The sequence below is a fragment of the Vibrio scophthalmi LMG 19158 genome, assembly GCF_000222585.1.
Classification (GTDB): Bacteria; Pseudomonadota; Gammaproteobacteria; order Enterobacterales; family Vibrionaceae; genus Vibrio; species Vibrio scophthalmi.
Genome location: NZ_AFWE01000058.1, coordinates 24,041 through 50,182, shown reverse-complemented (window position 1 = coordinate 50,182; position 26,142 = coordinate 24,041). Strand labels below are relative to the sequence as shown.

Sequence of the window (26,142 nt, the reverse complement as noted above, 5' to 3'; positions counted from 1 at the left end):
TTATTCTCGGTGATATGGGTGGTTAGTGGTAATGCTCCACGCGCGGTAAAGGCTTTCTGCCATGACGATGCGAACGAGTGGGTGCGGTAATGTTAAAGCAGACAACGACCAGCTTTGTTCTGCCGCAGCTTTACAAGCGGGAGCAAGCCCTTCTGGTCCACCGATCAGGATGGAGACATCGCGTGCATCCAGTTTCCAAGCTTCCAGTTGCTCTGCAAGCTGAGGCGTGTCCCATTTTTTACCTGGGATATCTAACGTGACAATGCGGTTGCCTTTTGGCACTGCGGCCAGCATGGCTTCGCCTTCTTTTTGCAAAATTCGGGCGATATCGGCATTTTTACCGCGCTTACCTGCGGTAATTTCAATTAACTCTAGTGGCATATCGTGTGGGAAGCGACGGCGATACTCTTGAAAGCCCTCTTCAACCCACTTAGGCATTTTGGTGCCAACCGCGACTAATTGAATTTTCATCACTTAGCCCCACAGTTTTTCAAGTTGGTAGATATCGCGTTGTTCTTGTTGCATAACGTGTAGAATCGTATCGCCCATGTCGACGATAACCCATTCGCCTTCATCTTCACCGTCGATCGCCAGCGGTTCCATACCAGCCAGTTTTGACTCACGAGCAACATGCTCTGCAATTGAGGCAACATGACGCTTAGAGGTTCCGGTGCAAATGATCATAAAATCGGTAATGCTTGATTTGCCCTGTACATCAATAGTTAAAATGCCTTCGGCTTTCATATCGTCTGCTTTGTCGGCAATAAACGCGTTCAGTTGTTCGTTTTGCAAAATAAATTCCTCAATGAAATGAGTATGGTTTGGCCAAAAATAGGCGGCGGATTATAGCACGCTTTTTATAGCTTCACTTGTGGTAAGCAGATCTCGGTACTTAGTTGGTGCAATGTTGGCCAACTCGAGACTTCATATTGAGTCTTACTTTGTATTTCAATACGCGCTAAAAGTTGCATCAATTGCTGTAGTCTTGCAGTGCTGAGTCGTTGTAATGCGGCGCTGTATAGTGGGCGTTTCGTTTGCCAAATCCGGTAACTATCAAAAACTTGATTGATGCTGCTGGTTTGAGCTTGCAACTGCATCTGCAGTAATTGTGTTAACTCACGTTGAATGGTTCGGACTAGAATGACCACTTCTGTCCCTTCAGCTTCGAGTTGGCGCAAAATTCGTTGTGCACGATTGCCTTTACCTGCCAGTAGAGCATCGGTCCAATGGAAAGCGGTAAAGTGATTGTGACGACTTAGCGACTCTTCGACTCGTACCATGGTCAGTTGACCATCAGGATAGAGTAAAAGCAGCTTCTCTAAGCTTTGGCTGAGTGCGAATAAGTTGCCTTCGTGCCACTGCGCCAACATCTGTACTGCTTCTGCATCTGGCTGTAAACCCAGTGCACGACAGCGGGTTTGTACAAATTGAGGTAAGCGTTGTAGATCAGGGCTGAGGCAATTTACCCAGCAAGCTTGAGCGCTTAGGGTTTTGAACCACTTCGCGCTCTCTTGAGCTTTGGTGAGTTTAGAGCCGACCACGACCAAAATGACATCGGCGTGCAGCATCTCAGCGACATTAAGCAGCTCTTTGGCGATCGCGACATTGACGCCGGACTCAGGCAGTTCCAGTTCTATCAGTTGACGGGCGGAGAAGAGGCTCATCGCTTGGCAGCAGTCATAGACTTGATACCAATCAAAGCTGGCATCAATGGTGAATCGATGCCGCTCTTCAAAGCCTTGCTGTGTCGCTGCTTTTTGAATCGCTTGGCGAGACTCTTGCAGCAGCAGAGGCTCGTTGCCGAACAATAGATAAATCGGTTGAAGCTGTTTACTGAGTTGATCAGCTAAACGGTCAGCAAAAATACGCATTGAAATCTCTATTGCTCAAGATCAGGTTGCTGAATTTCAGGTTCCTGAAGATCGATTGAGTTCGTTTCATTTTCAATGGTGTCAATGCGGTAAAGCTCTTGTTCCTCTGCGCGTTGCTGTGCTTTTTGCTCATCAACTTCTTGGCCGGTCATCATAGTACCCGCTTCGATATCGGCTTTTAGACGTGCCATTTGACGAATGATTTGGCTCGCGGCAAGCTTACGCATTTCATCTTCAATCATGTCGCGCTCAACCGATTTCGCTAGTGCCGTGAGAGGGTTGTCTAGGTAACTGCGTGTCACGCTGGTTGAAAATTGGCGCGAGCCGATTTCAGGAATGGTCACTCGGTAGGAAGCATTGAATGTCAGTTCTTTTTCTGCCGCGCGGGTGTTTTGGTACAGCGACAGCGTACGCTCACCGACACTTTCCCCTAATAGGTGTAGATTAGGGATATTAGCCGCTGGTGGTACTAGGGTGACTTCACTCATGCGTAGTTGAGATCGCATCATACGAGTAAAAGTACTGTACTGGTCATAACTGGTGAGCGACATGGTGTCGAGCTCTTCAGGAATAGAATAATCGCCTCTGAGATGGAAACCACAAGCAGTCAAAAGGCTGGCTGCTAGTACAACACTAGTCAACTTAATAGAGGATAGGGAAAATAGACGCATTGACGTACGGCTCTCTGTTATTGGTTATTTATCTAAAGTCACTCACTGCAAACGGCAGAAAGTAGCTTGAGATAAATAAACAGGGTAGTGGCACTACCCTGTTTAAAAGACCTTTAAATGGCGACTAAGTTCGCCATTTTTTGTCCGTGTTCGTGACGAGGATTAGTTCGCAACGATGTTCAGCAGTTTACCCGGAACGTAAATCACTTTACGAATGGTTAAACCATCAAGGAACTTCACTGCGTTTTCGTCATTTAAGCCAAGCTCACGTACTTGTTCTTCCGTTGCATCTGCCGCAACGTTGAATTTTGCACGTAGTTTGCCGTTGATCATTACCACGATGGTTTTTTCATCTTCAACCAACGCTTTCTCATCGAATGTTGGCCAGGTTGCTGAATCAACGTCAGACTCGCCTAATGCAATCCACATTTCGTAAGAGATGTGTGGTGTCATTGGGTAAAGCATACGAACTACGGCTTTCAGCGCTTCATCAAGAATCGCACGATCTTGCACTGATTCTTGTGGTGCTTTCGCCAGTTTGTTCATCAATTCCATGATCGCTGCGATCGCGGTGTTGAATGTTTGACGACGACCAATATCATCCGATACTTTCGCGATGGTTTTGTGCACGTCACGACGTAATGCTTTCTGATCACCAGATAGAGCGGCAACGTCAACGGCTTCAGCGGCACCTTTTGCTGTGTGGTTAGCCACAAGCTTCCAAACACGTTTTAGGAAACGGTTTGCGCCTTCAACACCAGATTCTTGCCATTCAAGTGTCATATCTGCAGGTGATGCAAACATCATGAATAGGCGTACAGTGTCTGCGCCGTATTTATCAACCATTTCTTGTGGGTCAATACCGTTATTTTTCGACTTAGACATTTTGATCATGCCTGAGTGTTCAACGTTGCGACCTTGGTTATCAACCGCTTTTTCGATACGGCCTTTGCCATCACGTTCAATGGTAACATCTGTTGGTGCGATCCACTCTTTACCGCCTTTTTCGGTGGTGTAGAAGAAAGCATCAGCCAGAACCATGCCTTGACATAGTAGTTGCTTAAACGGTTCGTCAGACGTTACGTAGCCTGCGTCACGTAGCAATTTATGGAAGAAGCGTGAGTACAATAGGTGCATACAAGCGTGCTCGATACCACCAATGTACTGGTCTACTGGTAGCCAGTAGTTTGCTTTTTCAGGATCTAGGATGTCGTCTGCTTGTGGAGAACAGTAACGCGCGTAGTACCAAGATGATTCCATAAAGGTATCGAACGTATCGGTTTCACGCAGTGCTGGCTCGCCATTAAATGTCGTCTTCGCCCACTCTTTGTCTGCTTTGATCGGGCTAGTTACGCCGTCCATCACCACATCTTCAGGTAGGATAACAGGTAGTTGGTCAGCAGGAACCGGGTGAACTTCACCATCTTCAGTGGTTACCATTGGGATTGGAGCACCCCAGTAACGTTGACGAGATACACCCCAGTCACGTAGACGGAAGTTAACCGTTTTAGTGCCTTTACCTTCTGCTTCTAGTTTCGCAGCGATCGCATCGAATGCCGCTTGGAATTCTAGGCCGTCGAATTCGCCTGAATCAAACAAAACACCTTTTTCGGTGTAAGCGGCTTCAGAGACATCCACGTCAGTGCCATCAACTGGCTTGATCACTGGAATGATGTCTAGGCCGTATTTAGTTGCGAATTCGTAGTCACGTTGATCGTGAGCAGGAACCGCCATTACCGCGCCTGTGCCGTAATCCATAAGAACGAAGTTTGCTACGTAAATTGGCACTTCACGACCGTTCAATGGGTGAATAGCAGTAAGGCCAGTCGCCATACCTTTCTTCTCCATTGTCGCCAGTTCCGCTTCAGCTACTTTGGTGTTCTTACATTCGTCAACGAATGCTGCAAGCTCAGCGTTGTTCTCAGCCGCTTTCTCTGCAAGAGGGTGACCAGCCGCAATACCGACGTAAGTCACGCCCATAAGCGTGTCAGGACGTGTGGTGTACACTTCTAGTGGTGATGCTTCACCTTGCACTTCAAATGCAAGCTCAACACCTTCAGAGCGACCAATCCAGTTACGTTGCATGGTTTTCACCATGTCAGGCCAGCCATCTAGGTTGTCTAGATCGTCAAGCAGCTCTTGTGCGTATTCAGTGATTTTAATGAACCACTGTGGAATTTTCTTTTGTTCAACTGGCGTATCACAACGCCAGCAGCAACCGTCCTCAACCTGCTCGTTCGCAAGCACTGTTTGGTCGTTTGGACACCAGTTTACTGAAGAGGTTTTTTTGTAAACCAAGCCTTTTTCGTACAGCTTAGTAAAGAATTCTTGTTCCCAACGGTAGTACTCAGGCGTACAAGTTGCGAATTCACGATTCCAATCGTAACCAAAACCAAGCAGCTTAAGTTGGTTTTTCATGTATTCGATGTTTTCGTATGTCCATGGTGCAGGTGCAGTATTATTTTTTACTGCTGCGTTTTCTGCAGGTAGACCAAACGCATCCCAACCGATTGGTTGCATGACGTTTTTGCCTTGTAGACGTTGGAAACGAGATACCACATCACCGATCGTGTAGTTACGCACGTGACCCATGTGCAGTCGACCACTTGGGTACGGGAACATAGACAAACAGTAGAATTTTTCTTTGTTTGGGTCTTCACTTACAACAAAGGTCTTGTTGTTATCCCAGTGCTGTTGAACTTTCTGTTCAATGTCTTGCGGGTTGTATTGCTCTTGCATCGATGATATCCGGTTATCTTGGAAAGTGTGAGTTCAGTTAGAACAGACAATAATAGATCGTCATAGAATACATAAAGGAGTAGAGTTCAACAATAGCCAAGGCTCTTCTACACAGAAGTTGCTGCATTGTTGGCTGATTTCGCTTCCCAAGTCGCAAACTATACTTGTGGTAAGGGATTTGCTCATTTGTCGCCAAAAAACAAAATCTAACCTTGTTAACGCGACATGATATTGAGGGGGAGTAGCTATGCCTAAACGTAAATCCGGTTATGAAGATATGTTTGATGATGTGGTGGAAGCACTCAAACATAGTCCGGAAGAAGTCAACCATGTGCTCGAGACATCAGGTAAATATGTCGAGGCGGCCAATGATATGACCAAAGATGAGTTGGCATTGATATCGGCTTATATGAAATCAGATTTAAAAGAGTTTGCTGATAACTATGAGCACTCGAAAAGTGGTCCATTTTACCAAATGGTGACCAATTCAATCTGGCAAGGGCTATTAGAAATTACCGACCGAACCAAAGTTGAGTGGGTCGAGTTGTTTGCTGACTTAGAACATCAAGGCCTATATCAAGCTGGTGAAGTCATTGGTTTAGGGACGTTGGTGTGCGATAAGTGTGGTCACCAAACTCAATATAATCACCCCACCGAGATCATTGCCTGTATTCAATGTGGTCATAAAGCTTTCACCCGTCGGCCGCTAAAACCATAAATTCATATAAAAAACAGGGCTCTGATGAGCCCTGTTTTTTTAGTGTTTACGACGGCGATAGAGACCAACCGCGAGACACAGTAGTACCCAAAGATACAATGGCCATGAGCCTACCGCATGGTATGGCGTTTGTCCGCTGGTTGAGACAACGCTAGCGCGCAATACGCCAGTTTCGAATTGTGGAATTTGCGCAGTAATTTGCCCTTTGTAGTCGGTGACGGCTGTGACGCCATTATTGGTTGAGCGAATCACAGGCTTACCAAACTCAAGCGCACGCATACGGGCAATTTCCATATGTTGCAGTGGGCCAATGGAACGACCAAACCATGCATCATTGGATAGGGTCAGAATAAAGTCGGTGTCATCAGTAATATTGGCACGCACTTGCTCACCAAAAATAATCTCGTAGCAAAGCGCTGGTGCCAACTGCTTGCCCTTGGCATCAATATTGTTTTGCACGTAATCACCGCGGCTAAACGATGACATCGGCAAATTAAAGAATGGCGCAAGCGGACGAAGCAGAGCTTCAAATGGCACAAACTCACCAAATGGCAGTAGGTGATGTTTATGGTAACGCTTTTCTAGGTCGTAGCTGTAGTCACCATAATTGGTTTCACCGAGTGACAGAATACTGTTGTAGAACTGACGATTACTGTCTTGGTTGACCACGCCAGTGATCACCGCACTATGATTTGCTTTGGCGGTACTATCCAAATTGGATAAGAACGAGCTGATCTCAAATTCGAATGCTGGAATAGCCGCTTCTGGCCAAATGATAATATCGGCATCCCAATTCTGTCGGGTTAGGTCGACATATTTCATGATGGTCGGCCAGCGTTGGTTTGGTTGCCATTTTAGCGCTTGCTCGATGTTACCTTGAATAAGGGCAAATTTAGTTGTGCTCTCTGGGTTAGGTGTAACCCAGTTAATATTACGTAACCCAAAACCGGTCGCCACGATGATCGCGGGTATCACCAGCATCGACCACTGTTTATGGATCAGCGTATAAGCGATAGCGCTGCCACTGATGACGATAAGCAAGGTGATCAGTTCAACCCCACCAAGTGGAGCAAAGCTGGCGAGAGGAGAATCTATTTGGCTGTAGCCAAGCCACAACCATGGAAAGCCAGTCATTACCCAACCGCGTAACCAGTCACAAATGAGCCACAGTGCTGGAGCAAGAAGTAAAAAGCGCAGACGGTCACTTTTTGCGGCAAAACGATTAAGCAGGCCCGCAAAGAGCGCAGGGTAAATCGCCAGATAGCTGACTAATAAGAACATCAAAAACAGACTGGCAATTTTTGGCATGCCACCAAAATTGTCGATGCTGACGTGAACCCAGCTGATGCCGGTAGCAAACTGGCCGACACCCCAAGCAAAACCAATGACGATGGCTTTTTTGGTACTTTGGCCATCGAGAAGCCACAGCAGCGCCACGACACTCAGAATCGCTAAAGGCCACAGTTGGTAGGGTGTGAATGCAAATGTTGTTAAGGCGCCAACAAAAGCGGCCCCTACGGGCCGCTTGAGGCGATGAACTAGCTTACTAATCATCGTTATTATCTTATTTAGAAGAAGTGTCGATTACTCTTCAATAGGTTGCGGTGATGGCTCGTCGTCTGGCACAGTCACTTGCAGTTGAATAACACGACGGTTATCGGCTGCGGTGACTTTAAAGCTGTAATGATCAATCTCTACAACTTCACCTCGCGATGGTAAATGACCGAATGTCGTCATTACCAAACCACCTACGGTATCGACTTCTTCATCACTGAACGAAGTGCCGAAGGTTTCATTGAACTCTTCAATAGTGGTGAGGGCTTTGACAGCATACGTGTGTTTGCTTAGCTGACGAATATCCAATTCTTCCTCATCGTCGAACTCGTCTTCGATGTCGCCAACGATTTCTTCTAGGATGTCTTCGATAGTCACTAGGCCGGATACGCCACCAAATTCATCGACTACGATCGCCATATGATAGCGCTCTTCGCGGAATTCTTTGAGCAGTCGGTCTACACGTTTGCTTTCAGGAACAACAACTGCAGGGCGAATCACTTGTTCAATGTTGAACTCTGCACTGTCAGAACCTAGGTATTTGAGTAAGTCCTTCGCGAGTAGGATGCCTTCCACATGGTCTTTGTCTTCGCTAATAACAGGGTAGCGAGAGTGTTGAGCATCGGTGATCAACGCAACCAGTGCGTCAAGATCGTCAGTGCGCTCCACTGTGACCATTTGCGAGCGTGGGATCATAATATCACGCACTCGCATTTCGGCTATTTCCATAACACCTTCGAGCATGTCGCGGGTATCGTGGTCAATAAGGTCATTTTCTTCTGAGTCGCGGATAACATCCACAAGCTCTTGGCGATCTTTAAGATCACCTTGGAATAGTTGACCTAGGCGTACAAAGAAGGACTTTCTACTCGGACCTTCTGATTTTTCTTTCTTACCTTCTAGAGATGAGGGCGAATTATCTTCGTTCATTGTGTCTCAATTACATAACGCTATCAGATGTGTGATAGCACACGTAGGAAAGTCAAACTGGGCGATTAAGCGCGTTTAACCTTCATCATTAGAGCAATTAAATTACTCTTTTTCTGCAATGTACGGGTCTTGGTAACCCATCGTTTGCATAATCTCAGTTTCGAGCGATTCCATCTCTTCAGCTTCATCGTCTTCGATATGATCATAACCTAGCAGATGCAAGCTGCCATGTACAACCATATGAGCCCAATGTGCCAAAGCAGGCTTATCTTGTTCAACTGCTTCTTGTTCAACAACTTGTCGACAGATGATTAGATCACCAAGCAAGTTCATTTCCATGCCCTCTGGCACTTCAAATGGGAACGAGAGTACGTTGGTTGGTTTATCTTTGCCACGATACTCTAAGTTCAGCTGATGACTCTCTTGCTCATCAACAATGCGTACGGTGACTTCAGCATCAGGCTGAAATAATGAAATGGCTTTGCTTAACCAAAGATGAATGTCATCAAAACAAGGTAAGCCCTGTTCATCTTCGACCGCCAGTTGCAGATCCAGTTCGATCGCCATTACTGTTTATTCTCCGTAGCAGGGGTTAATAGCTCCGCTTTTTGTGCTTCTAACAACTTCTCTTCACGCTCTTCGCGACGACGTTGTTCAATCTCTTTACGTGCTTTTTGATCTTGGGTTTCCCACTTCTCATACGCGTTAACGATGCGAGCGACCACGGGATGGCGCACGACGTCATCAGCTTGGAAGAAGTTGAAACTGATTTCTTCTACTTCGTTTAATACTTCAATGGCATGGCGCAAACCAGAGCGAGCCCCACGTGGTAAGTCGATTTGGGTGACGTCACCAGTAATCACTGCGCGTGAGTTAAAACCAATACGCGTTAAGAACATTTTCATTTGTTCAACGGTGGTGTTTTGGCTTTCATCGAGAATGATAAACGCATCATTTAAGGTGCGACCGCGCATATAAGCGAGTGGCGCGACTTCGATAACGTTACGTTCGATCAGCTTTTCGACTTTTTCAAAGCCAAGCATTTCAAATAACGCATCGTAAAGTGGGCGCAGATAAGGATCGACTTTTTGGCTCAAATCACCGGGTAAGAAACCCAGTTTTTCACCAGCTTCAACCGCCGGGCGAGTCAGTAGAATACGGCGCACTTCTTGGCGCTCTAGCGCATCAACGGCTGCGGCAACTGCAAGATAGGTTTTGCCTGTTCCCGCAGGACCAATACCAAAAGTAATGTCATGGGTGACCATGTTAACCAAGTATTGAGCTTGATTGGCGGTGCGCGGTTTGATCACACCTTTTTTGGTTTTGATGAAAACTTCTTTGCCATAGTCGATATTGGACTCAGTGTCTTGCTCAAGAATGCCGGTTTCTTTAATCGCAAGGTGGATCTCTTCTGGTTCAATATCAGGAATATTGCCACGAACAGGGGCGGTATTAACGTAAAGCGTTTTAATGATTTCAAGCGCAGCAGCAGAGGTGTGAGGTTTACCCACGATGGTGAAGAAGTTGCCTCGGTAGCTAATTTCTACACCTAAACGGCGTTCTAAGTGCTTGATGTTGTCATCGAATGGTCCGCAAAGGCTGGCTAAACGGTGATTATCGGCAGGTTCTAGATCGATCTCTAGCGTGACAATTTTATTGCTCAAAGTTACCTCTCATTGTGGCCAATAGGTAGAGAGCTGATAGCGATCAGCTCTCTTAGGTCTTGATACCGGTTTATCGAACCCAATCAGTATCGAATTCGAGCGGTATGTACCAACCTATGGCGTAAAGGTGGCGACACCTAGCTCGTCTTCGCGACGTGTATTTGCCATCATTTGTGTTGGCGAAATTAGATTACGAAGATCCATGTCTTTTTCTGTGCGAACTAGCTCACCACGTAGTGAGTTAGTCATTACGTCAACGATTTTAACATCAACGAATTGACCGATCAGCTCTGCATTACCTTCGAAGTTCACAACTCGGTTATTTTCAGTACGAGCACGAAGCTCCATCAGGTTTTTCTTCGATGGGCCTTCAACCAGTACGCGTTGCTCAGTACCTAGCATTAGGCGAGAGTAGCGCATCGCTTGTGCGTTGATGGTTTGCTGAAGTTCGTATAGACGCTCTTTCTTTACTTCTTCCGCAAGATCACATGGGTAATCTGCAGCCGGTGTACCTGGGCGAGGAGAGAAGATAAAGCTGAAACTCATATCAAAATCAACTTCTTTAATTAGCTTCATGGTGTCTTGGAAGTCTTTGTCTGACTCGCCAGGGAAGCCAACGATAAAGTCTGAACTGATTTGGATGTCAGGACGCGCTTTACGTAGTTTACGAATAATCGATTTGTATTCGATAGCCGTGTGCGGACGTTTCATCATCGTCAATACGCGGTCACTACCGCTTTGCACTGGTAGGTGCAAGAAGCTCACTAGTTCAGGTGTATCTTCGTAGACTGCAATGATGTCATCAGTAAACTCAAGCGGGTGGCTGGTGGTAAAGCGCACGCGGTCAATACCATCGATTGAGGCAACAAGACGCAGCAATTCAGCAAATGAACAAATTTCGCCGTCATGCATTGGGCCACGGTATGCGTTTACGTTCTGGCCTAGAAGGTTGACTTCACGCACGCCTTGCTCTGCAAGCTGCGCAATTTCGTATAGAACGTCATCCATTGGGCGGCTTACTTCTTCGCCGCGAGTGTATGGCACTACGCAGTAAGTACAGTATTTAGAACAGCCTTCCATGATTGAAACGAATGCCGTTGCCCCTTCTGCACGAGGCTCAGGTAGATTGTCGAATTTTTCAATCTCAGGGAACGAAATGTCCATGACAGGCGCTTCGTTAGTTTGCGACTGCTGGATCATTTGTGGCAGGCGGTGCAGAGTTTGTGGACCAAAAATTACGTCAACAAAGGGTGCACGTTGGCGAATGTGGTCGCCTTCTTGAGTGGCAACACAGCCACCGACACCAATCACAACACCAGCTTTTTTATCTTTTAGTGTTTTCCAACGACCAAGCTGGTGGAACACTTTTTCCTGCGCTTTTTCACGGATCGAACAGGTGTTAAGTAGAAGTACATCTGCTTCATCAGGGTCTTCTGTTAGCTCATAGCCATTTGCAGCGTTAAGCAGGTCGGCCATTTTTGATGAATCGTATTCGTTCATCTGGCAACCCCAAGTTTTAATTAGCAGTTTCTTACTCATCTCACTTTCGCTCGTGTTAAATCTTAAAAATCGTTGAACTGGCAGTCTTTATTGACCACTGTTCATTCAAATTATAGCCGCCGTCACGGCGGTAAGCGGCGTATTGTACTGCTTTAAAAAGCACCTGACTAGTGTTGTCGCCAAATGAGTCAATGCTTGATTTTACAAGGGCTTTACCCTTGGTCGAGTTGAGGTTTTTAGTTACATTTTCGTAATCAATCCGTACAATAAAAATTCACTCACAAATCAAGATGATGACGCACAGAAAATGAACAAGTTCGATATTGCAGTGATTGGTGGCGGCATGGTTGGTGCGGCTGTCGCATTGGGTTTTGCTAAGCAAGGCAGACAAGTGGTTCTGATCGAAGGGCATCAGCCTGATGTTTATACTGATGAGCAGGCGATGGACATTCGTGTGTCGGCAATTTCCCATCACTCGGTTGATATCCTGCAACACTTGGGCGCATGGCAAAGTATAGAACAAATGCGCGTTTGCCCATATCGTCGTCTCGAAACGTGGGAACACCCCGAGTGTCGAACTCGCTTTAACAGTGATGAGCTAGGTTTAGAACAACTGGGTTATATTGTTGAAAATCGGGTGATTCAACTCGGTTTATGGCATCAATTTGACCAGTATCCGAACCTCACGGTTATTTGCCCGGACTCTTTAGCCTCTTTGGAGTTTGGGGATGACGTACAAATCACCTTAACTTCAGGTAGCACGTTATGTGCTGAATGGGTTGTAGGCGCAGATGGTGCGAATTCAAAAGTGCGTGACTTTGCCAGTATTGGTGTGACGGCATGGGATTATCGTCAACACTGTATGCTGATCAATGTCGCAACGGAAGATGAGCAGCAAGATATTACCTGGCAGCAATTTAATCCATCGGGCCCACGATCGTTTTTACCTCTGTGCGGCCAGCAAGCGTCGTTGGTTTGGTATGACTCACCAAAGCGTATCAAGCAGCTTGGTGCGATGAGTAATGAACAACTTGGTGAAGAGGTGATGGCGTATTTCCCGGCGGAGCTTGGCCACATTAAAGTGCTGCAGCATGGTTCATTTCCATTAACTCGTCGTCATGCGCAGCAATACGTAAACAATCGCTGTATTTTAGTCGGGGATTCTGCCCATACAATCAACCCGTTAGCAGGGCAAGGGGTTAACCTTGGTTTTAAAGATGTCGCGGCATTATTGAAAGTGCTGGAAGGGCAGTCTATTTCGGCTGGCTTACTCAAGAGTTATGAGCGAAATCGCCGTGGCGATAATTTATTAATGCAGTCGGGAATGGATTTTTTCTACAAAACTTTTAGTAATGACATTGCGCCACTAAAGTTATTGCGTAATGCTGCCTTAAAGTTGGCCGATAAGACAGGGCCGATTAAGCAGCAAGTGCTGAAGTATGCGCTGGGTTTAAAATAGGCGCGGCTATCCAATATATAGTTTTAAATGCCAGATACAAAAAACGCTGCTCAAGGGCAGCGTTTTTTCGTTTAGCTAAGTAGAAATTACTTAGTTACACGTAGTACTGGTGTTTCACCAACAGTTACAGAACCAGAAAGCTTGTTCAGCTCTTTGATTTCGTCCATGTTAGAGATAACAACTGGAGTTAGCGTTGATTTCGCTTTCTCTTCTAGAAGAGCTAGGTCGAATTCAATTACTGTGTCGCCAGCTTTAACTGTTTGGCCTTCTTCAGCGATACGCTTGAAGCCTTCGCCTTTAAGCTCAACAGTGTCGATACCGAAGTGAACGAATAGCTCAACGCCGTCGTCTGATTCGATAGAGAATGCGTGGTTAGTTTCGAAGATCTTACCGATAGTGCCGTTTACAGGAGCTACCATCTTGTCGCCAGTAGGCTTGATAGCAATACCGTCACCAACGATTTTCTCTGCGAATACTACATCTGGCACATCTTCGATGTTTACGATTTCGCCTGATAGAGGTGCGATGATTTCGATTGCACCAGCGTCAGCGCTGTCATCAGATACTAGCTTCTTAAGTTTATCAAACAGACCCATTGTGTCATGCTCCTAACGTTTAGTTTTATTCTTTCGAAATATAGTATACCAATCTAATCGAATAGACGAACATTTTTAGCCGTCTATTCGGTAACCTAGCAAGGGGTAATGAAAGTAATCACTTGATGAATTCATCACCGTAAGCTGTGTTTTTCAGCTAACGGCATGACCACTTTCACCCTCAGTTTTAGATTGGCTATGCAGATTACTTGCTTTTTTCTGCAATGAATTTTTCTACAACAGCTTCAATTTCTGCTGCTGTTGGTAGAGAAAGCGCTTCTTCTGCCATTGCTTTAACTTCTGCGAAGTTAGAGTTACGGATCACTTTCTTAACTGCTGGGATAGAGATGCCGCTCATTGAGAACTCATCTAGACCCATACCTAGTAGAAGTAGTGTTGCGCGCTCATCACCTGCAAGTTCACCACACATACCAGTCCATTTACCTTCCGCGTGAGACGCGTCGATAACTTGCTTGATAACCGTTAGTACTGCTGGTGATAGTGGGTTGTAAAGATGAGAAATCATCTCGTTACCACGGTCAACCGCGAGCGTGTACTGAGTTAAATCGTTAGTACCGATAGAGAAGAAAGCCACTTCCTTCGCTAGGTGGTGTGCGATTGCAGCAGCTGCTGGTGTTTCAACCATTACACCGATTTCGATGTTTTCGTCAAACGCTAGGCCTTCTGCACGAAGCTCTGCTTTGTACTCTTCGATCGCTTTTTTAAGCTCACGAATTTCTTCAACAGAGATGATCATTGGGAACATGATACGCAGTGTGCCGTGTGCTGATGCACGTAGGATACCACGTAGTTGGTCACGAAGGATTTCACGACGATCCAAGCTGATACGTACTGCACGCCAGCCTAGGAACGGGTTCATCTCTTTTGGTAGATCCATGTATGGAAGATCTTTGTCGCCGCCGATGTCCATAGTACGGATGATAACCGCTTGACCTTCCATTGCTTCTGCAACTTCTTTGTAAGCTTGGTACTGTTCTTCTTCAGTAGGAAGTGCAGTACGATCCATAAATAGGAATTCAGTACGGTACAGACCAACACCTTCACCACCGTTACGGATGATACCGTCACAGTCTTTAACTGTACCGATGTTACCGCAAACTTCAACGCGGTGACCGTCAGTCGTTTCAGCGTGTAGATCTTTAAGTTTTGCTAGTTCTTCTTTTTCAGCAATGAAAGCGGCTTTAACGGCTTTTGCTTCTTCAATTTGAGCGTCAGAAGGATTTACAACGATTTTGTTGTTCATCGCGTCAAGAATTAGCATGTCACCATTCTTAACTTTCTTCGTGATGTCGTTAGTACCAACGATCGCTGGAAGCTCAAGAGAACGAGCCATGATTGAAGTGTGAGAAGTACGACCGCCGATGTCACATGCGAAACCTAATACGTAGTCTAGGTTGATTTGTGCTGTTTCTGATGGCGTTAGGTCGTAAGCAACTAGGATAACTTCTTGATCGATATCGCTTAGCGATACGATGTTGATGCCTAGAGCATTTTTAACGAAACGAGAGCCGATATCGCGAATATCAGTCGCGCGCTCTTTTAGGTATTCGTCGTCTAGAGACTCTAGTGCACATGCTTGTTCTTCGATAACGGTGTAGATCGCGTTATCAGCAGACATTTTGTCTTTTTTGATTAGTGCTAGGATTTCTTCTTCTAGCTCTTCGTCTTCAAGAAGCATGATGTGACCTTCAAAGATCGCTTCTTTTTCTTCACCAAAGGTTTCAAGTGCTTTTTGCTTGATGGTTTCAAGCTGAGCTGAGGATTTGTCGCGAGCGTCAAAGAAACGCGCAACTTCTGCTTCTACTTGATCGTCTGTGATCGAGTTTGTATTTAGTACAATTTCATCTTCTTGAAGTAGTAGTGCTTTACCAATAGCAATACCAGGAGATGCTAGGATGCCTGAAATCATAGCCTTACCTTAAATTGGTCAACTTTAAACGGGAGAAATATGGATGCGCTAACGATTATGTTTAGCTTATCTTTTGCCCTATTTCCAACAAAGCCATTTTGTTTTCACAAAATGGCTTCGAAAATAGGAGACCGGATTAGTGTAGTTGGTCCATTAGGGCAACTAGATGGTCAACAGCTTGTTGTGCTTGTGGGCCTTCAGCAGAAATTTTAACTACAGTGCCTTTTACTAGGCCAAGAGTTTGTAGTTTGAAAAGGCTTTTTGCGCTAGCGCTTTTACCGTTTGAAGTCACAGTGATGTCCGCATCAAAAGCTTTAGCTTCTTTTACGAATTGTGCAGCAGGACGAGTGTGAAGACCATTTTCTGCAGTGATTTCAACTTGCTTCTCGTACATTTTGTATACCCCAATTAATTATATTATAGATAGTTTATTAACCCGAACTAGCTTAACTCTTTATGAAAGCAGCTTCTATGAAATGAGCCATCATTTTGTGTTGAAACTGATACAGGTTACAAATATTGCAGTAACGATTGAAACATTGGATACCGATCATTACCGCTTAAATACTGTTTTGGCAATATTATTTTGAAGCCAAAAATAAAACATGACTGATATTACCAAAGGTGTGGCGAGGATCAACAAAAAAGCCCCTGTATGGGGCTTTTTTAAACGAAAATTTGATTTGGATACGTATTACTGTTGGTTCTCTTTTTCAGTAAAGAGGCCGGCAAATAGCGCGGTACTTAGGTAACGCTCACCAGAACTTGGTAATATTACGACGATAGTTTTTCCTGAAAATTCAGGTAGTTCCGCAATTCTGTTGGCGGCAACTACCGCTGCACCAGAAGAGATACCAGCAAGGATGCCTTCTTCTTCCATTAGACGTTGAGCCATCTCTATCGCTTCATTTGAAGTAACGGCTTCAACACGGTCTAGCAGCTCTAAATCAAGGTTGCCTGGAATAAATCCTGCACCGATACCTTGGATTTTGTGTGGTGCTGGTTGAATATCGTCACCGGCAAGCACTTGGGCAATCACAGGCGATTCTGCTGGCTCGACAGCCACTGAGGTGATTGCTTTGCCTTTCTCGCCCTTGATATAACGGCTAGTACCCGTAATCGTACCGCCAGTACCAACACCGGCTACGATGACATCGACTTCACCGTCGGTTGCATCCCAAATCTCAGGTCCTGTGGTTTTTTCATGGATCTCTGGGTTTGCTGGGTTGTTGAATTGCTGTAGCAGTAGGTATTTTTCAGGGTTGCTTGCAACAATTTCTTCTGCTTTAGCAATCGCACCTTTCATGCCTTTCGCCGCTTCAGTCAGCTCTAGGTTTGCCCCTAGTGCTTTCAGCAGTTTACGACGCTCAAGGCTCATTGATTCTGGCATGGTGAGCGTCAGCTTGTAACCACGAGCGGCGGCAACGAAAGCGAGTGCGATACCTGTGTTACCACTAGTCGGCTCAACCAGTTCAACTCCTGGTTTAAGTGTGCCTTTCTTTTCTGCATCCCAAATCATGTTGGCGCCGATACGGCACTTTACGCTGAAGCTTGGGTTACGCGCTTCAATTTTAGCAAGTACATTACCTTTGCTAACTTTGTTTAAACGTACAAGTGGAGTGTTACCAACAGTTAGTGAGTTGTCTTCATAAATCTTGCTCATGGTATGGTCCTTCATTAGTTAGCGTCTTGCTCGGATACCGAAAAAGTCAGGATACCGCGCAACCCTATTTGTTTATTTTGTGTGATAGAGATTAGGACAGTAAAAAATTCTAGAGAAGGATTAAAAAGTTATATCTTATTAACTTGAAGGTACTCGCAAAGAAAATAGCAGGGAGCAGTGAGCTCCCTGACGACTACTTTTTAAACTCTGCCACCCACATCGCCGTTGCGCCACAGACGGCGATCGGCATTACAATTAAATTGAGGATTGGAATGGTGGTGAAAATACTCACCAGTACGCCGAAACCGTACGCCTTTCCTTGTTTTTGTTTCAAATTGTAACGCATATCGTTGAAACAGATTTTGTGGTTATCAAATGGATAGTCACAATATTGAATCGCCAGAATCCACGCGGTGAAAACAAACCAAAGAATTGGTCCGACGGTTTGGCCTAGTGCTGGGATAAGCAGCAGCAAAAAGAGTCCAATCGCCTTTGGTAATACGTAAACCAATTTACGCCATTCGCGCGCTAGGACTCTTGGCGTGTCTTTTATCACGCTCAGGAAACCGTCGTCATTGATTTTTTGCCCAGTAAGGTGCTCCTCTACTTTTTCTGCCAGTAAACCGTTAAATGGTGCGGCAATAAAATTAGCCAGCGTGCTAAAAAAATAGGAAAACGTCGCTAAGATAGTGAGAACCAATAGAGGCCAAAGCAGATAGCTTAGCCATGAAAGGAACTCGGGCAATTGTCCCATCCAAGATGATATCCATGCATCAAGATGAGAAAAAAGATAAAACAGAGCACCACCAACCAAAACAATATTGGCCAATAGCGGCAAGATGACAAAGCGACGTATTTCTGCACTTAGGGCAATCTCGAAGCCGTAAAAGAAGTAGCCGAAACCGGAGCGAGGTGTGGTGTTGTTATTCATAGTTACTTTTTGCATTGTTATTTTTTGTATAGTGACAGTTTTGGGTGGAAAATGAGCACTTTCTATAATAACAAGAAAGAAGCGTGTCCAAAATCACAACATTGAGGGAACTTCTCACATTAATTTGTTCTAAAACCCTAGTGAGTTTTGGTAGAGTTGGTCGTTAACCGTTTTAATAAACTTAGCTTGGGTAACAATAACGCTTTGGCTAAGCAAATGAGAGCAAAAAATGCAGGAATTGCGATTCGTACTTATCGTGGTGGGCGCGCTAGCCATTGCCGCGTTGCTGTTTCACGGTCTGTGGACGAGTAAAAAAGAAGGTAAGTCTAAATTTGGTGACAAGCCATTAGGGAAGCTCGAAGTGGGAAGCGAAGACATCGCTGATCGCAGTGCAGAACGAGGCTTTGCTCCAGAAGACGACTTTGACATTATTCGTAAAGAGCGCAAGGAACCTGATCTATCGATGGAACCTCTCGAGATTGATCCGCTGGCTAGCGATCCTTTGGTTGATCCGTTAGTTAATGATTACCTTGAGCCGGATGATCAGCGTGTCAACGCGAAGACCGAGTTAGACCGCATCGATGTCAGCAGTGCTGAACACCAAGCCCCTGCCTATTCTATTGCTGATGATTTGCCTTCTATGTCTGCGGTTGCTGAAACGGTGGTGGTTGAACCTTTGCTTGATAAATCGCAACAGGTGCAAGAGAGTGTTCAGCCAACTTCTGCCTTTTCTCGTCTCGATAGCGAACAGGTCAAAACAGCTCCGTTTGAAGAGAAAGTATTAGATGTGGCTGAGACGAAACAGCCTGAAGATGTTCAGTTAGAAACAAGCGACAAAGATGAAAGCCCTAGTGAGCCTGATGCTGAGCCGGAAATGGATGTCATTGTCCTCAATGTCCACTGTACTGGTGAGCAAGCATTTGTAGGCACTAAGCTATTTGATAGCATGCAGCAAAATGGCTTACTGTATGGTGAAATGGATATTTTCCATCGCCATGCGGATTTGTCGGGTACGGGTAAAGTGCTATTTAGTGTCGCGAATATGATGCAACCGGGAACGTTAAAACATGATGATCCCGCGCTCTTTACCACCAAAGGTATCTCTTTCTTTATGACCTTGCCGTGTTTTGGCGATGCTGATCAGAACTTTAAGTTGATGCTCAGAACCGCACAGCAAATTGCTGATGACCTTGGCGCGAATGTGCTGGATGATGCGCGTAATCTAATGACGCCCAATCGTTTAGATGCTTACCGATCACAAATTAAAAAATTTAAGGCCGCGCAGCAAGGCTAAGTATGGAATTGAATGTTAAGGCTCCTCGATAGGAGCCTTTTTGTTTTTAATCTCTTTATTACCGGTATCTTCATTCTGAGTTGTCGCGCCAAATGATGATCGCTATTGGGTATTACTTGAGAATCTCAAATCGGGCGGTCATACTCCGTCCATTCGTTTTATTGCCTTTCGAACATTGAGTAAATTATGTCGACAGAAATCCAACAAAAACTCGAACAACTACGCGAAACGCTTCATTACCATGCCGTCCGTTACTACGTAGAAGACAGCCCTGAGATCCCAGATGCAGAATATGATCGTCTGATGCGTGAATTGCTCGATATTGAAGCGCAACATCCAGAACTAGTGACGATTGACTCGCCGAGTCAGCGTGTTGGCGGCAAACCGCTTGATGGATTCGAATCGGTCGCGCATGAAATTCCAATGCTGTCGTTGGATAACGCTTTTGATGATGCAGAACTGGAAAGCTTTCACAAAAGAATGGCTGACCGCCTACCCGCAGCGCGTTTCGATTTGTTTTGCTGCGAGCCTAAATTAGATGGCTTGGCAATAAGCTTGCTCTATGTTGATGGTGTTTTGGTACAAGCCGCCACACGTGGTGATGGCACGACGGGAGAGAATGTAACGGAAAACGTTCGTACCATCAGCGCGATACCATTAAAACTACGCGGTGAAGGTTGGCCTAATCGCATTGAAGTGCGTGGCGAAGTGTTTATGCCTAAGGCTGGCTTTGACAAGTTAAACCAAAACGCTCTAAAAAAAGGTGAAAAACCTTTTGTTAACCCGCGTAACGCCGCGGCAGGCAGCTTACGTCAATTAGATTCACGCATCACTGCAACCCGTCCACTGAGCTTTTATGCCTACAGTGTCGGCGTGGTGGAAGGCGAACCATTGTCATTGAGTCATTACCAACGTTTTTTGCAATTGAAAAATTGGGGCCTGCCAATGTGCCCAGAAACCAAGCTGGTTGATTCTTTAGAAGACGTAAAGGCCTATTATCACGATATATTGACTCGCCGTGATGCGCTGCCGTATGAGATTGATGGTGTCGTGATTAAAGTTGATGATGTGACTTTGCAAGAGCGTCTTGGCTTTGTTGCCCGAGCGCCACGCTGGGCGATTGCTTATAAATTCCCAGCGCAAGAAGAAATCACCACTCTAAATGACGTAGAGTTTCAAGTTGGACGAACTGGTGCGATAACGCCGGTCGCGAAGCTAGAGCCTATTTTTGTTGGTGGTGTGACCGTGAGTAATGCCACGTTACATAACGCCGATGAAATTGCCCGTTTAGCGGTGAAGATTGGTGATAGCGTGATTATCCGTCGTGCTGGTGATGTGATCCCGCAAGTGGTGTCAGTGGTGCTGGATCGTCGCCCTGATTCTGCGCGTGAAATTGTCTTCCCTGCACAATGCCCAGTATGTCACTCAGCGGTTGAGCGTGTCGAAGGTGAAGCAGTCGCGCGCTGTACAGGCGGTTTAGTTTGCCAAGCGCAACGTAAAGAAGCGCTAAAACACTTTGTGTCACGTAAAGCACTTGATGTGGATGGCTTAGGTGAGAAGGTGATCGAACAACTGGTCGATAAAGAGATGGTTGCCACTCCGGCTGATCTGTTTAAGCTCAGTGCCGGCGTGATTACGGTTTTAGATCGTATGGGGCCTAAATCGGCGCAGAATGTCGTTGATGCATTAGTTAAATCTAAACAAACCACATTACCTCGCTTTTTATACTCACTCGGTATTCGTGAAGTGGGCGAGGCGACGGCTGCGAACCTTGCCATGCACTTTAAATCATTGGAAGCGGTAATGGCTGCCACACATGAGCAGTTGATCGAAGTGCAAGATGTTGGCGTTATCGTGGCAAGTCATGTGACCGCTTTCTTCGCCCAAGAGAAGAACCAGCAAGTGATCACTGAATTGCAGCAGCAGGGGATTGATTGGCCAGCTATTGAAGCACGTGATGAAAGTGTGCCGCAACCGTTAGCAGGTAAAACCGTGGTGTTAACTGGGTCACTGTCACAACTGTCGCGTAGCGATGCAAAAGCGGCATTACAGAATTTAGGTGCCAAAGTGGCCGGTAGCGTATCGAAAAAAACCGATATCTTATTTGTTGGTGAAAACGCGGGTTCTAAATTAGCCAAAGCACAAGAGTTGGGCATAGAGGTACAAACCGAGCAAGATTTAATCAACTTAATGTAACTAAATTTGTCTAAAAACGCTCTACCACTAGTGGTAGAGCGTTTTTTTTTTGGAAAAAAATTAATTCTTTATTTGTGATAAATAATCTTCAAATAAAGAACCGTGACAATGATCAAACAAAAAATAACACAATGAAAAGAGCCTTGGGTAGTGCGACACACTTCAAATTGCTATCGTTGGTTTTTGTTTTAAATTGTTGTTTTTCATGTCTTTTATTGGTTGAATGTAAAGTTCAAATAATGAGTGAGATCGAGATCACTACTTTTGAAAAAGTATGTGTTAGCTCATATTTTTTTATAAAGAAATTAAGTTCTGATTGATGTTTTTTGTTGCGAAGTTAGTCTAGGGGACATGGATACACACGGTGTATGCAGTAACTTTAAAATCAAAGATTATTTTTAACCGTAATTGAGATTTTATAAGAATTATCTTCTTCCTTCGGCGGCCAAACTTAAGGGAGATGAAATGAAAACAGCTATATCCCATTTTTTAGGAGTTTTTTCCATGGACAAATTTTTCAAACGCACGCTAGTATGCGCAGCAGTTGCTACAGCGGCAATGGCTGGTTCAGCAAATGCAGCAATTGAACTAAACGGTCAAGCAGTACAGTTTTACGGTCAAGCAGCTGGTAGCCTTCAGTTAAACAACCCTGAAGAAAAAGACAACAACACAGTTGTTGAAATCGAATCTCGTCTAGGTGTTCGTGGTACTGTTGAGTTTGATAACTTCGCACCAAACTTTATTTACCAAATGGAAACAGGTAATGCTTGGAACCGTGGCGGTAACAACGATGGTCTAGGCTCATTCGGTGGTCGTGACACATACTTTGGTTTTGATTTTGAAGGCGTTGGTTCTCTTAAATTCGGTCGTCAGCTTGTTGCTGCATACAACTACGTCGATTGGCCACACACAAACCCAGGTCTAGGTAACGTATTTGATTGGCATAACACTATTGATGCATCTTTCCAAGACCGCGCAAACGACAACATCCGTTTTGATTCTGCAACTTGGGGTGGCTGGAACTTCCAAGCAACACTAAGTGGTATGGATGCAACTAACGATGCAATGGTTTACAGTGTTGCAACATCTTTCACTCGTGAAATGTTCAGTGTACACGCTGGTTACTACGGCCAAGGTGAGTACGATAAGAGTGTTGCAGCGACAGAAGCATCGCAAAAATACAACAAAGTTACAGGCAAGTGGGATACAGTAGCAGCTACAGCTGCATCTACTGAAAAAGCTGGTGACGTTTCTTACGGTATCGTTGGTGGTAGCTTATTCCTAGGTGATATTACACTAACAGCAGCTTATAAAGCGATGAAAAATGACCTAACGAACAACGATCAAGATGCATACTCTGCAACTGCTCAGTACGTAATCGACGGTCAATGGGTTCTTAAAGCAGGCTACGCAGCGACAAATGAATCTAAGTTAGCTAAAGAAGACGATTCTTCAACTGCAATTACTGCTCGTCTAGGTTACCTACTACCAAGCACTTACCTATACATGGACGTACGTAACTACGACATGAAAGGCGATGACAAATCTGGTGATACAACAAACGTATTACTTGGTGCTGAATACTACTTCTAAGCTAAGTCTTATAAGTTAGTCTAACTGTCTTAAATTATACGAGCACTCATCCGAGTGCTCGTTTTTCTTATCAGGAGATTATAAATGAAGGTAATGAAAACCTTGTTGGCTATTGGTGTAATGACTGCTTCATTCGCTCCCCATGCAGAAGTTGGACTAAACTTCCACCGTGATCTCTCACCAATCATTGTTAATGGTGAAGAGATGGGTTACAGCCTGTTTTCTAGCTCTACGCAAACGCTAGAAAATGGCAATAACCAAATTGTTTTTCGTATGGCAAAACTGATTGAAAGTAATGGTGGGGAAAGAGAAAAATTTAACTCGCATGCGTTTGTGTTAAGTTTTGATGCGGAAGATATCGATCTTCGCTTAGAGCCTGACATGCGTGTATTACGAGAAAACCAAGGGATGGAATTTAACAATAACCCTAAAGTAAAGTTGGTTGATGAAAGTGGAAGTTACGTCGATTTCACTATTGACCGACTTCCTGCTGGTGATGGTCTAATGCGTAACTATACCAAAGATCTTGCTCACTATAACAAAACCCATGGTATAAATACGGGGAATATTGCCGAGGGTAGTGTGGCGCAAGTTGATGCAGCGGTAGTGGCGACAGTACCTTCAGTGAAAGTGGTGACGGTTAAAACCGGCGAACTAGAGCCTGCGTCCATGATTGAATACTGGATGGATAAGGCAACACCGGCAGAAAATGAACAATTTGTTAGCTGGGCATTTGAAAACCGTTCAATGGATCAGCTAAGCCCTATTGAAGGTTCCCAAGCATTGAATATGCTTAGTTATTGGTATGCAGAAGCTAAAGTAGAAGATAGAAAACAAATTCTTGCTTGGCTTATCAGTCAATAAAAAATTCTAGTAAAAAGGCTCTAATACCACTAAGTATTAGAGCCTTTTTTCTTGTCAGCGTTCATAGTTTATTAGTATTGGTTAGTCGACAAAACGCCGCCTCGTTCTTTACAAACACCGCTCGGGATATAATCCATTGAGCCATCTTGGTAGGTACAATCCACCCAAGGGCCACGTTCGGTGGCAGCTCCGCCAGCAAATACAGAAAATGACAGTAGCGCAGTACAGAATAGAGCAATAACCTTTTTCATAATAAATCCCCTTAATTTTGCGACTCATCTCAAATTTCTGAGATAGTTTTAGTATGAAACAAGATCGATAAAGATCAAAAAAAAATGATATTTTTCTGCAACAAATAACTGAAACTTATGATTGATTAGATATTTAGCTATGAAATTAGTTTTTTGCTTTAAAAGATGAGTAGAGTGGCTTTTTATTAATTCTTTTGTAAATAAAAAGGGGCTCAAAGCCCCTTTTTATTGGTTAATGACGAATTAATTGGCTTGAATGATCAGCGTGATACCATCAATGCCTATTACTTTTACCACCGTTCCCGCTGGTAATGATTGTTCACAATATGCTGACCATGTTGTATCAGCAACGCGAATGCGCGACTTGCCCGCTGGAATGGCATCTTCGAGTGTGATCACTTGACCAATCAGTTGTTTCTCTTTTTGATTGAGCGTTCTCGATTCATCGCTTTCTTGATCTTGCTTTAGCTGACGTCGCCACCACAGCCATGTGGTCACCAGTGCAAAGGCCCCAAAAGAAACCCATTGCAGCTGCCAACTAAGTGGCAATAACGAAAGCAGTAGGCCGACTAACAGTGCAGATATACCAAGCCATAACAAGTAACCCGCTGCACCGAGCAGTTCCGCCGCCAACAAGGCTAAACCTAAAGCAAGCCAATGCCAGTGGGTAAAAGTATCTAGTAGTTCAATCACGGCACTTCTCTATCTAATAACGTTATACCAATATGAGCGGCTATTTTTCAGGTTGTTGTTTAAACATTTCAGCAATACCGGCCACTGAACCCATCAACCCCGTCGCTTCCAGTGGTAGCATGATGATCTTGCCATTCTCTGCTTGGCCAATCGCTTTTAGAGCTTCAGTGTAGCCCTGAGCTATAAAGTAATTCACTGCTTGCATATCGCCTTGTGAAATCGCGTTAGAAACCATCTCGGTCGCTCTTGCTTCGGCTTCTGCAGCACGTTCACGCGCTTCTGCTTGAAGGATCGCCGCTTGTTTAGCGCCTTCTGCTTTCAGGATATCAGATTGTTTATGACCTTCTGCTTTGAGGATTTCCGCTTGGCGAACCCCTTCAGCTTCAAGAATATCAGCACGCTTATTACGTTCCGCTTTCATTTGTGCATTCATCGCTGCGGTTAGATCTGCAGGTGGCTGTACATCTTTGATTTCGATACGAGTGACTTTTACGCCCCATGGGTTAGTCGCTTCATCAACGATAGCCAATAGTTTAACGTTAATCTGGTCACGTTGGCTAAGCATCTCATCAAGCTCCATTGAGCCGAGTACGGTACGCATATTGGTTAGAGTCAGATTACGAATCGCATGGACGAGGTCGTTAACTTCATAAGCGGCTTTCGCTGCATCAATGGCTTGTACAAAACAGACGGCATCAATGGTGACATTGGCGTTGTCGCGAGAGATCACTTCTTGAGCCGGGATATCAAGCACGCGCTCCATCATGTTGATCTTATGACCAATGCTGTCAATAAATGGAATGATGAAGTTTAAGCCAGGTTTGAGAGTGTGGGTATAACGACCAAAGCGTTCTACCGTCCAGTGGTTACCTTGAGGAACGGTTTTAACACCTGCGTAAACAAAGGCTATAACAACGAGAACAAAAATAGCGGTGGTAATGAGAGAGTAGTCAATGGGCATACTAATTTTCCTTATTTCATGATTGTGACCATTGTTGCTTATTAAACCAGCGGCGACAAATCCA

At 44.9% G+C, this 26,142-nt stretch carries 24 protein-coding genes; 6 read left to right on the top strand and 18 right to left on the bottom strand.

From position 1 onward, the window contains the following. The 5 genes from rlmH to leuS all read right to left on the bottom strand — a co-directional run bounded on the left by rlmH (position 1) and on the right by leuS (position 5,281). The gene (gene rlmH, locus RH88_RS03925; RefSeq protein ID WP_005593586.1) at positions 1-471 is read right to left on the bottom strand and encodes a 23S rRNA (pseudouridine(1915)-N(3))-methyltransferase RlmH; all 471 of its coding nucleotides are present in this window, start codon (positions 469-471) and stop codon (positions 1-3) included. A gap of 3 nt (positions 472-474) precedes the next feature. Beyond that, positions 475-792, bottom strand: a complete 318-nt coding sequence (rsfS, locus tag RH88_RS03920) for a ribosome silencing factor (RefSeq protein WP_005593585.1) — start codon at positions 790-792, stop codon at positions 475-477. Positions 793-857: 65 nt separating this feature from the next. Further along, positions 858-1,871 carry a DNA polymerase III subunit delta gene (gene holA / locus RH88_RS03915; protein ID WP_005593584.1) on the bottom strand — a complete coding sequence of 338 codons (1,014 nt, stop codon included), beginning with the start codon at positions 1,869-1,871 and terminating at the stop codon, positions 858-860. A gap of 8 nt (positions 1,872-1,879) precedes the next feature. Beyond that, positions 1,880-2,542, bottom strand: a complete 663-nt coding sequence (locus tag RH88_RS03910) for an LPS-assembly lipoprotein LptE (RefSeq protein ID WP_040757831.1) — start codon at positions 2,540-2,542, stop codon at positions 1,880-1,882. A gap of 162 nt (positions 2,543-2,704) precedes the next feature. Beyond that, the gene (leuS, locus tag RH88_RS03905) at positions 2,705-5,281 is read right to left on the bottom strand and encodes a leucine--tRNA ligase (RefSeq protein WP_005593582.1); all 2,577 of its coding nucleotides are present in this window, start codon (positions 5,279-5,281) and stop codon (positions 2,705-2,707) included. Positions 5,282-5,528: 247 nt separating this feature from the next. Here leuS and RH88_RS03900 point away from each other — a divergent pair, with 247 nt between their 5' ends. Continuing rightward, positions 5,529-5,999 (top strand): zinc ribbon-containing protein, encoded by a 471-nt coding sequence (locus RH88_RS03900; RefSeq protein WP_005593581.1) that lies wholly within the window; start codon positions 5,529-5,531, stop codon positions 5,997-5,999. Positions 6,000-6,038: 39 nt separating this feature from the next. Here RH88_RS03900 and lnt read toward each other — a convergent pair whose 3' ends face one another. The 5 genes from lnt to miaB form a co-directional block, all read right to left on the bottom strand. Further along, the gene (gene lnt, locus RH88_RS03895) at positions 6,039-7,553 is read right to left on the bottom strand and encodes an apolipoprotein N-acyltransferase (RefSeq protein ID WP_005593580.1); all 1,515 of its coding nucleotides are present in this window, start codon (positions 7,551-7,553) and stop codon (positions 6,039-6,041) included. Positions 7,554-7,583: 30 nt separating this feature from the next. Continuing rightward, a complete protein-coding gene (corC, locus tag RH88_RS03890; RefSeq protein WP_005593579.1) occupies positions 7,584-8,483 on the bottom strand; it encodes a CNNM family magnesium/cobalt transport protein CorC in 900 nt (299 codons plus the stop codon). Positions 8,484-8,585: 102 nt separating this feature from the next. Then, on the bottom strand, positions 8,586-9,050 hold the full coding sequence (gene ybeY / locus RH88_RS03885) for an rRNA maturation RNase YbeY (protein WP_005593578.1): 465 nt from the start codon (positions 9,048-9,050) through the stop codon (positions 8,586-8,588). Next, a complete protein-coding gene (locus RH88_RS03880; protein ID WP_005593577.1) occupies positions 9,050-10,147 on the bottom strand; it encodes a PhoH family protein in 1,098 nt (365 codons plus the stop codon). Before RH88_RS03880 ends, ybeY begins: the two co-directional genes overlap by 1 nt. Positions 10,148-10,261: 114 nt before the next feature. Then, on the bottom strand, positions 10,262-11,686 hold the full coding sequence (gene miaB / locus RH88_RS03875; RefSeq protein WP_005593575.1) for a tRNA (N6-isopentenyl adenosine(37)-C2)-methylthiotransferase MiaB: 1,425 nt from the start codon (positions 11,684-11,686) through the stop codon (positions 10,262-10,264). A gap of 268 nt (positions 11,687-11,954) precedes the next feature. On the opposite strand from miaB, the gene RH88_RS03870 reads away from it, so the two are divergent. Continuing rightward, on the top strand, positions 11,955-13,106 hold the full coding sequence (locus RH88_RS03870) for a 2-octaprenyl-3-methyl-6-methoxy-1,4-benzoquinol hydroxylase (protein WP_005593573.1): 1,152 nt from the start codon (positions 11,955-11,957) through the stop codon (positions 13,104-13,106). Between the two features lie 86 nt (positions 13,107-13,192). On the opposite strand, the gene crr is transcribed toward RH88_RS03870, so the two are convergent. The 5 genes from crr to cysZ form a co-directional block, all read right to left on the bottom strand. Then, entirely contained in the window at positions 13,193-13,702 is a 510-nt protein-coding gene (gene crr / locus RH88_RS03865) for a PTS glucose transporter subunit IIA (RefSeq protein ID WP_005593572.1), read from the bottom strand. A 205-nt stretch (positions 13,703-13,907) separates the two neighbouring features. After that, the gene (gene ptsI, locus RH88_RS03860) at positions 13,908-15,632 is read right to left on the bottom strand and encodes a phosphoenolpyruvate-protein phosphotransferase PtsI (protein ID WP_005593571.1); all 1,725 of its coding nucleotides are present in this window, start codon (positions 15,630-15,632) and stop codon (positions 13,908-13,910) included. 136 nt (positions 15,633-15,768) lie between these two features. Continuing rightward, positions 15,769-16,026, bottom strand: coding sequence for an HPr family phosphocarrier protein (locus tag RH88_RS03855; RefSeq protein WP_005593570.1), 258 nt, complete (start codon positions 16,024-16,026; stop codon positions 15,769-15,771). Positions 16,027-16,326: 300 nt separating this feature from the next. Next, complete coding sequence (gene cysK / locus RH88_RS03850; RefSeq protein ID WP_005593569.1) at positions 16,327-17,295, bottom strand: cysteine synthase A; 969 nt, start codon at positions 17,293-17,295, stop codon at positions 16,327-16,329. Between the two features lie 193 nt (positions 17,296-17,488). Next, positions 17,489-18,226, bottom strand: a complete 738-nt coding sequence (gene cysZ / locus RH88_RS03845) for a sulfate transporter CysZ (protein ID WP_406853124.1) — start codon at positions 18,224-18,226, stop codon at positions 17,489-17,491. Positions 18,227-18,455: 229 nt separating this feature from the next. Between cysZ and zipA the strand changes: the two genes are divergently transcribed. From zipA to RH88_RS03825, 4 genes are all read left to right on the top strand, one after another. Next, entirely contained in the window at positions 18,456-19,520 is a 1,065-nt protein-coding gene (gene zipA / locus RH88_RS03840) for a cell division protein ZipA (protein ID WP_005593567.1), read from the top strand. A gap of 186 nt (positions 19,521-19,706) precedes the next feature. Beyond that, positions 19,707-21,716, top strand: a complete 2,010-nt coding sequence (gene ligA / locus RH88_RS03835; RefSeq protein WP_005593565.1) for an NAD-dependent DNA ligase LigA — start codon at positions 19,707-19,709, stop codon at positions 21,714-21,716. A gap of 504 nt (positions 21,717-22,220) precedes the next feature. After that, a complete protein-coding gene (locus RH88_RS03830) occupies positions 22,221-23,309 on the top strand; it encodes a porin (protein ID WP_005593563.1) in 1,089 nt (362 codons plus the stop codon). 84 nt (positions 23,310-23,393) lie between these two features. Next, entirely contained in the window at positions 23,394-24,173 is a 780-nt protein-coding gene (locus RH88_RS03825; protein WP_005593562.1) for a YccT family protein, read from the top strand. Positions 24,174-24,244: 71 nt separating this feature from the next. Here the strand turns inward: RH88_RS03825 and RH88_RS03820 are convergent, their stop codons facing one another. The 3 genes from RH88_RS03820 to RH88_RS03810 form a co-directional block, all read right to left on the bottom strand. Continuing rightward, positions 24,245-24,424, bottom strand: a complete 180-nt coding sequence (locus RH88_RS03820; protein ID WP_005593561.1) for a hypothetical protein — start codon at positions 24,422-24,424, stop codon at positions 24,245-24,247. Positions 24,425-24,667: 243 nt separating this feature from the next. Further along, entirely contained in the window at positions 24,668-25,117 is a 450-nt protein-coding gene (locus RH88_RS03815) for an NfeD family protein (protein WP_005593560.1), read from the bottom strand. A 40-nt stretch (positions 25,118-25,157) separates the two neighbouring features. Beyond that, positions 25,158-26,078, bottom strand: coding sequence for an SPFH domain-containing protein (locus tag RH88_RS03810; RefSeq protein ID WP_005593559.1), 921 nt, complete (start codon positions 26,076-26,078; stop codon positions 25,158-25,160). Positions 26,079-26,142 lie beyond the last annotated feature (64 nt).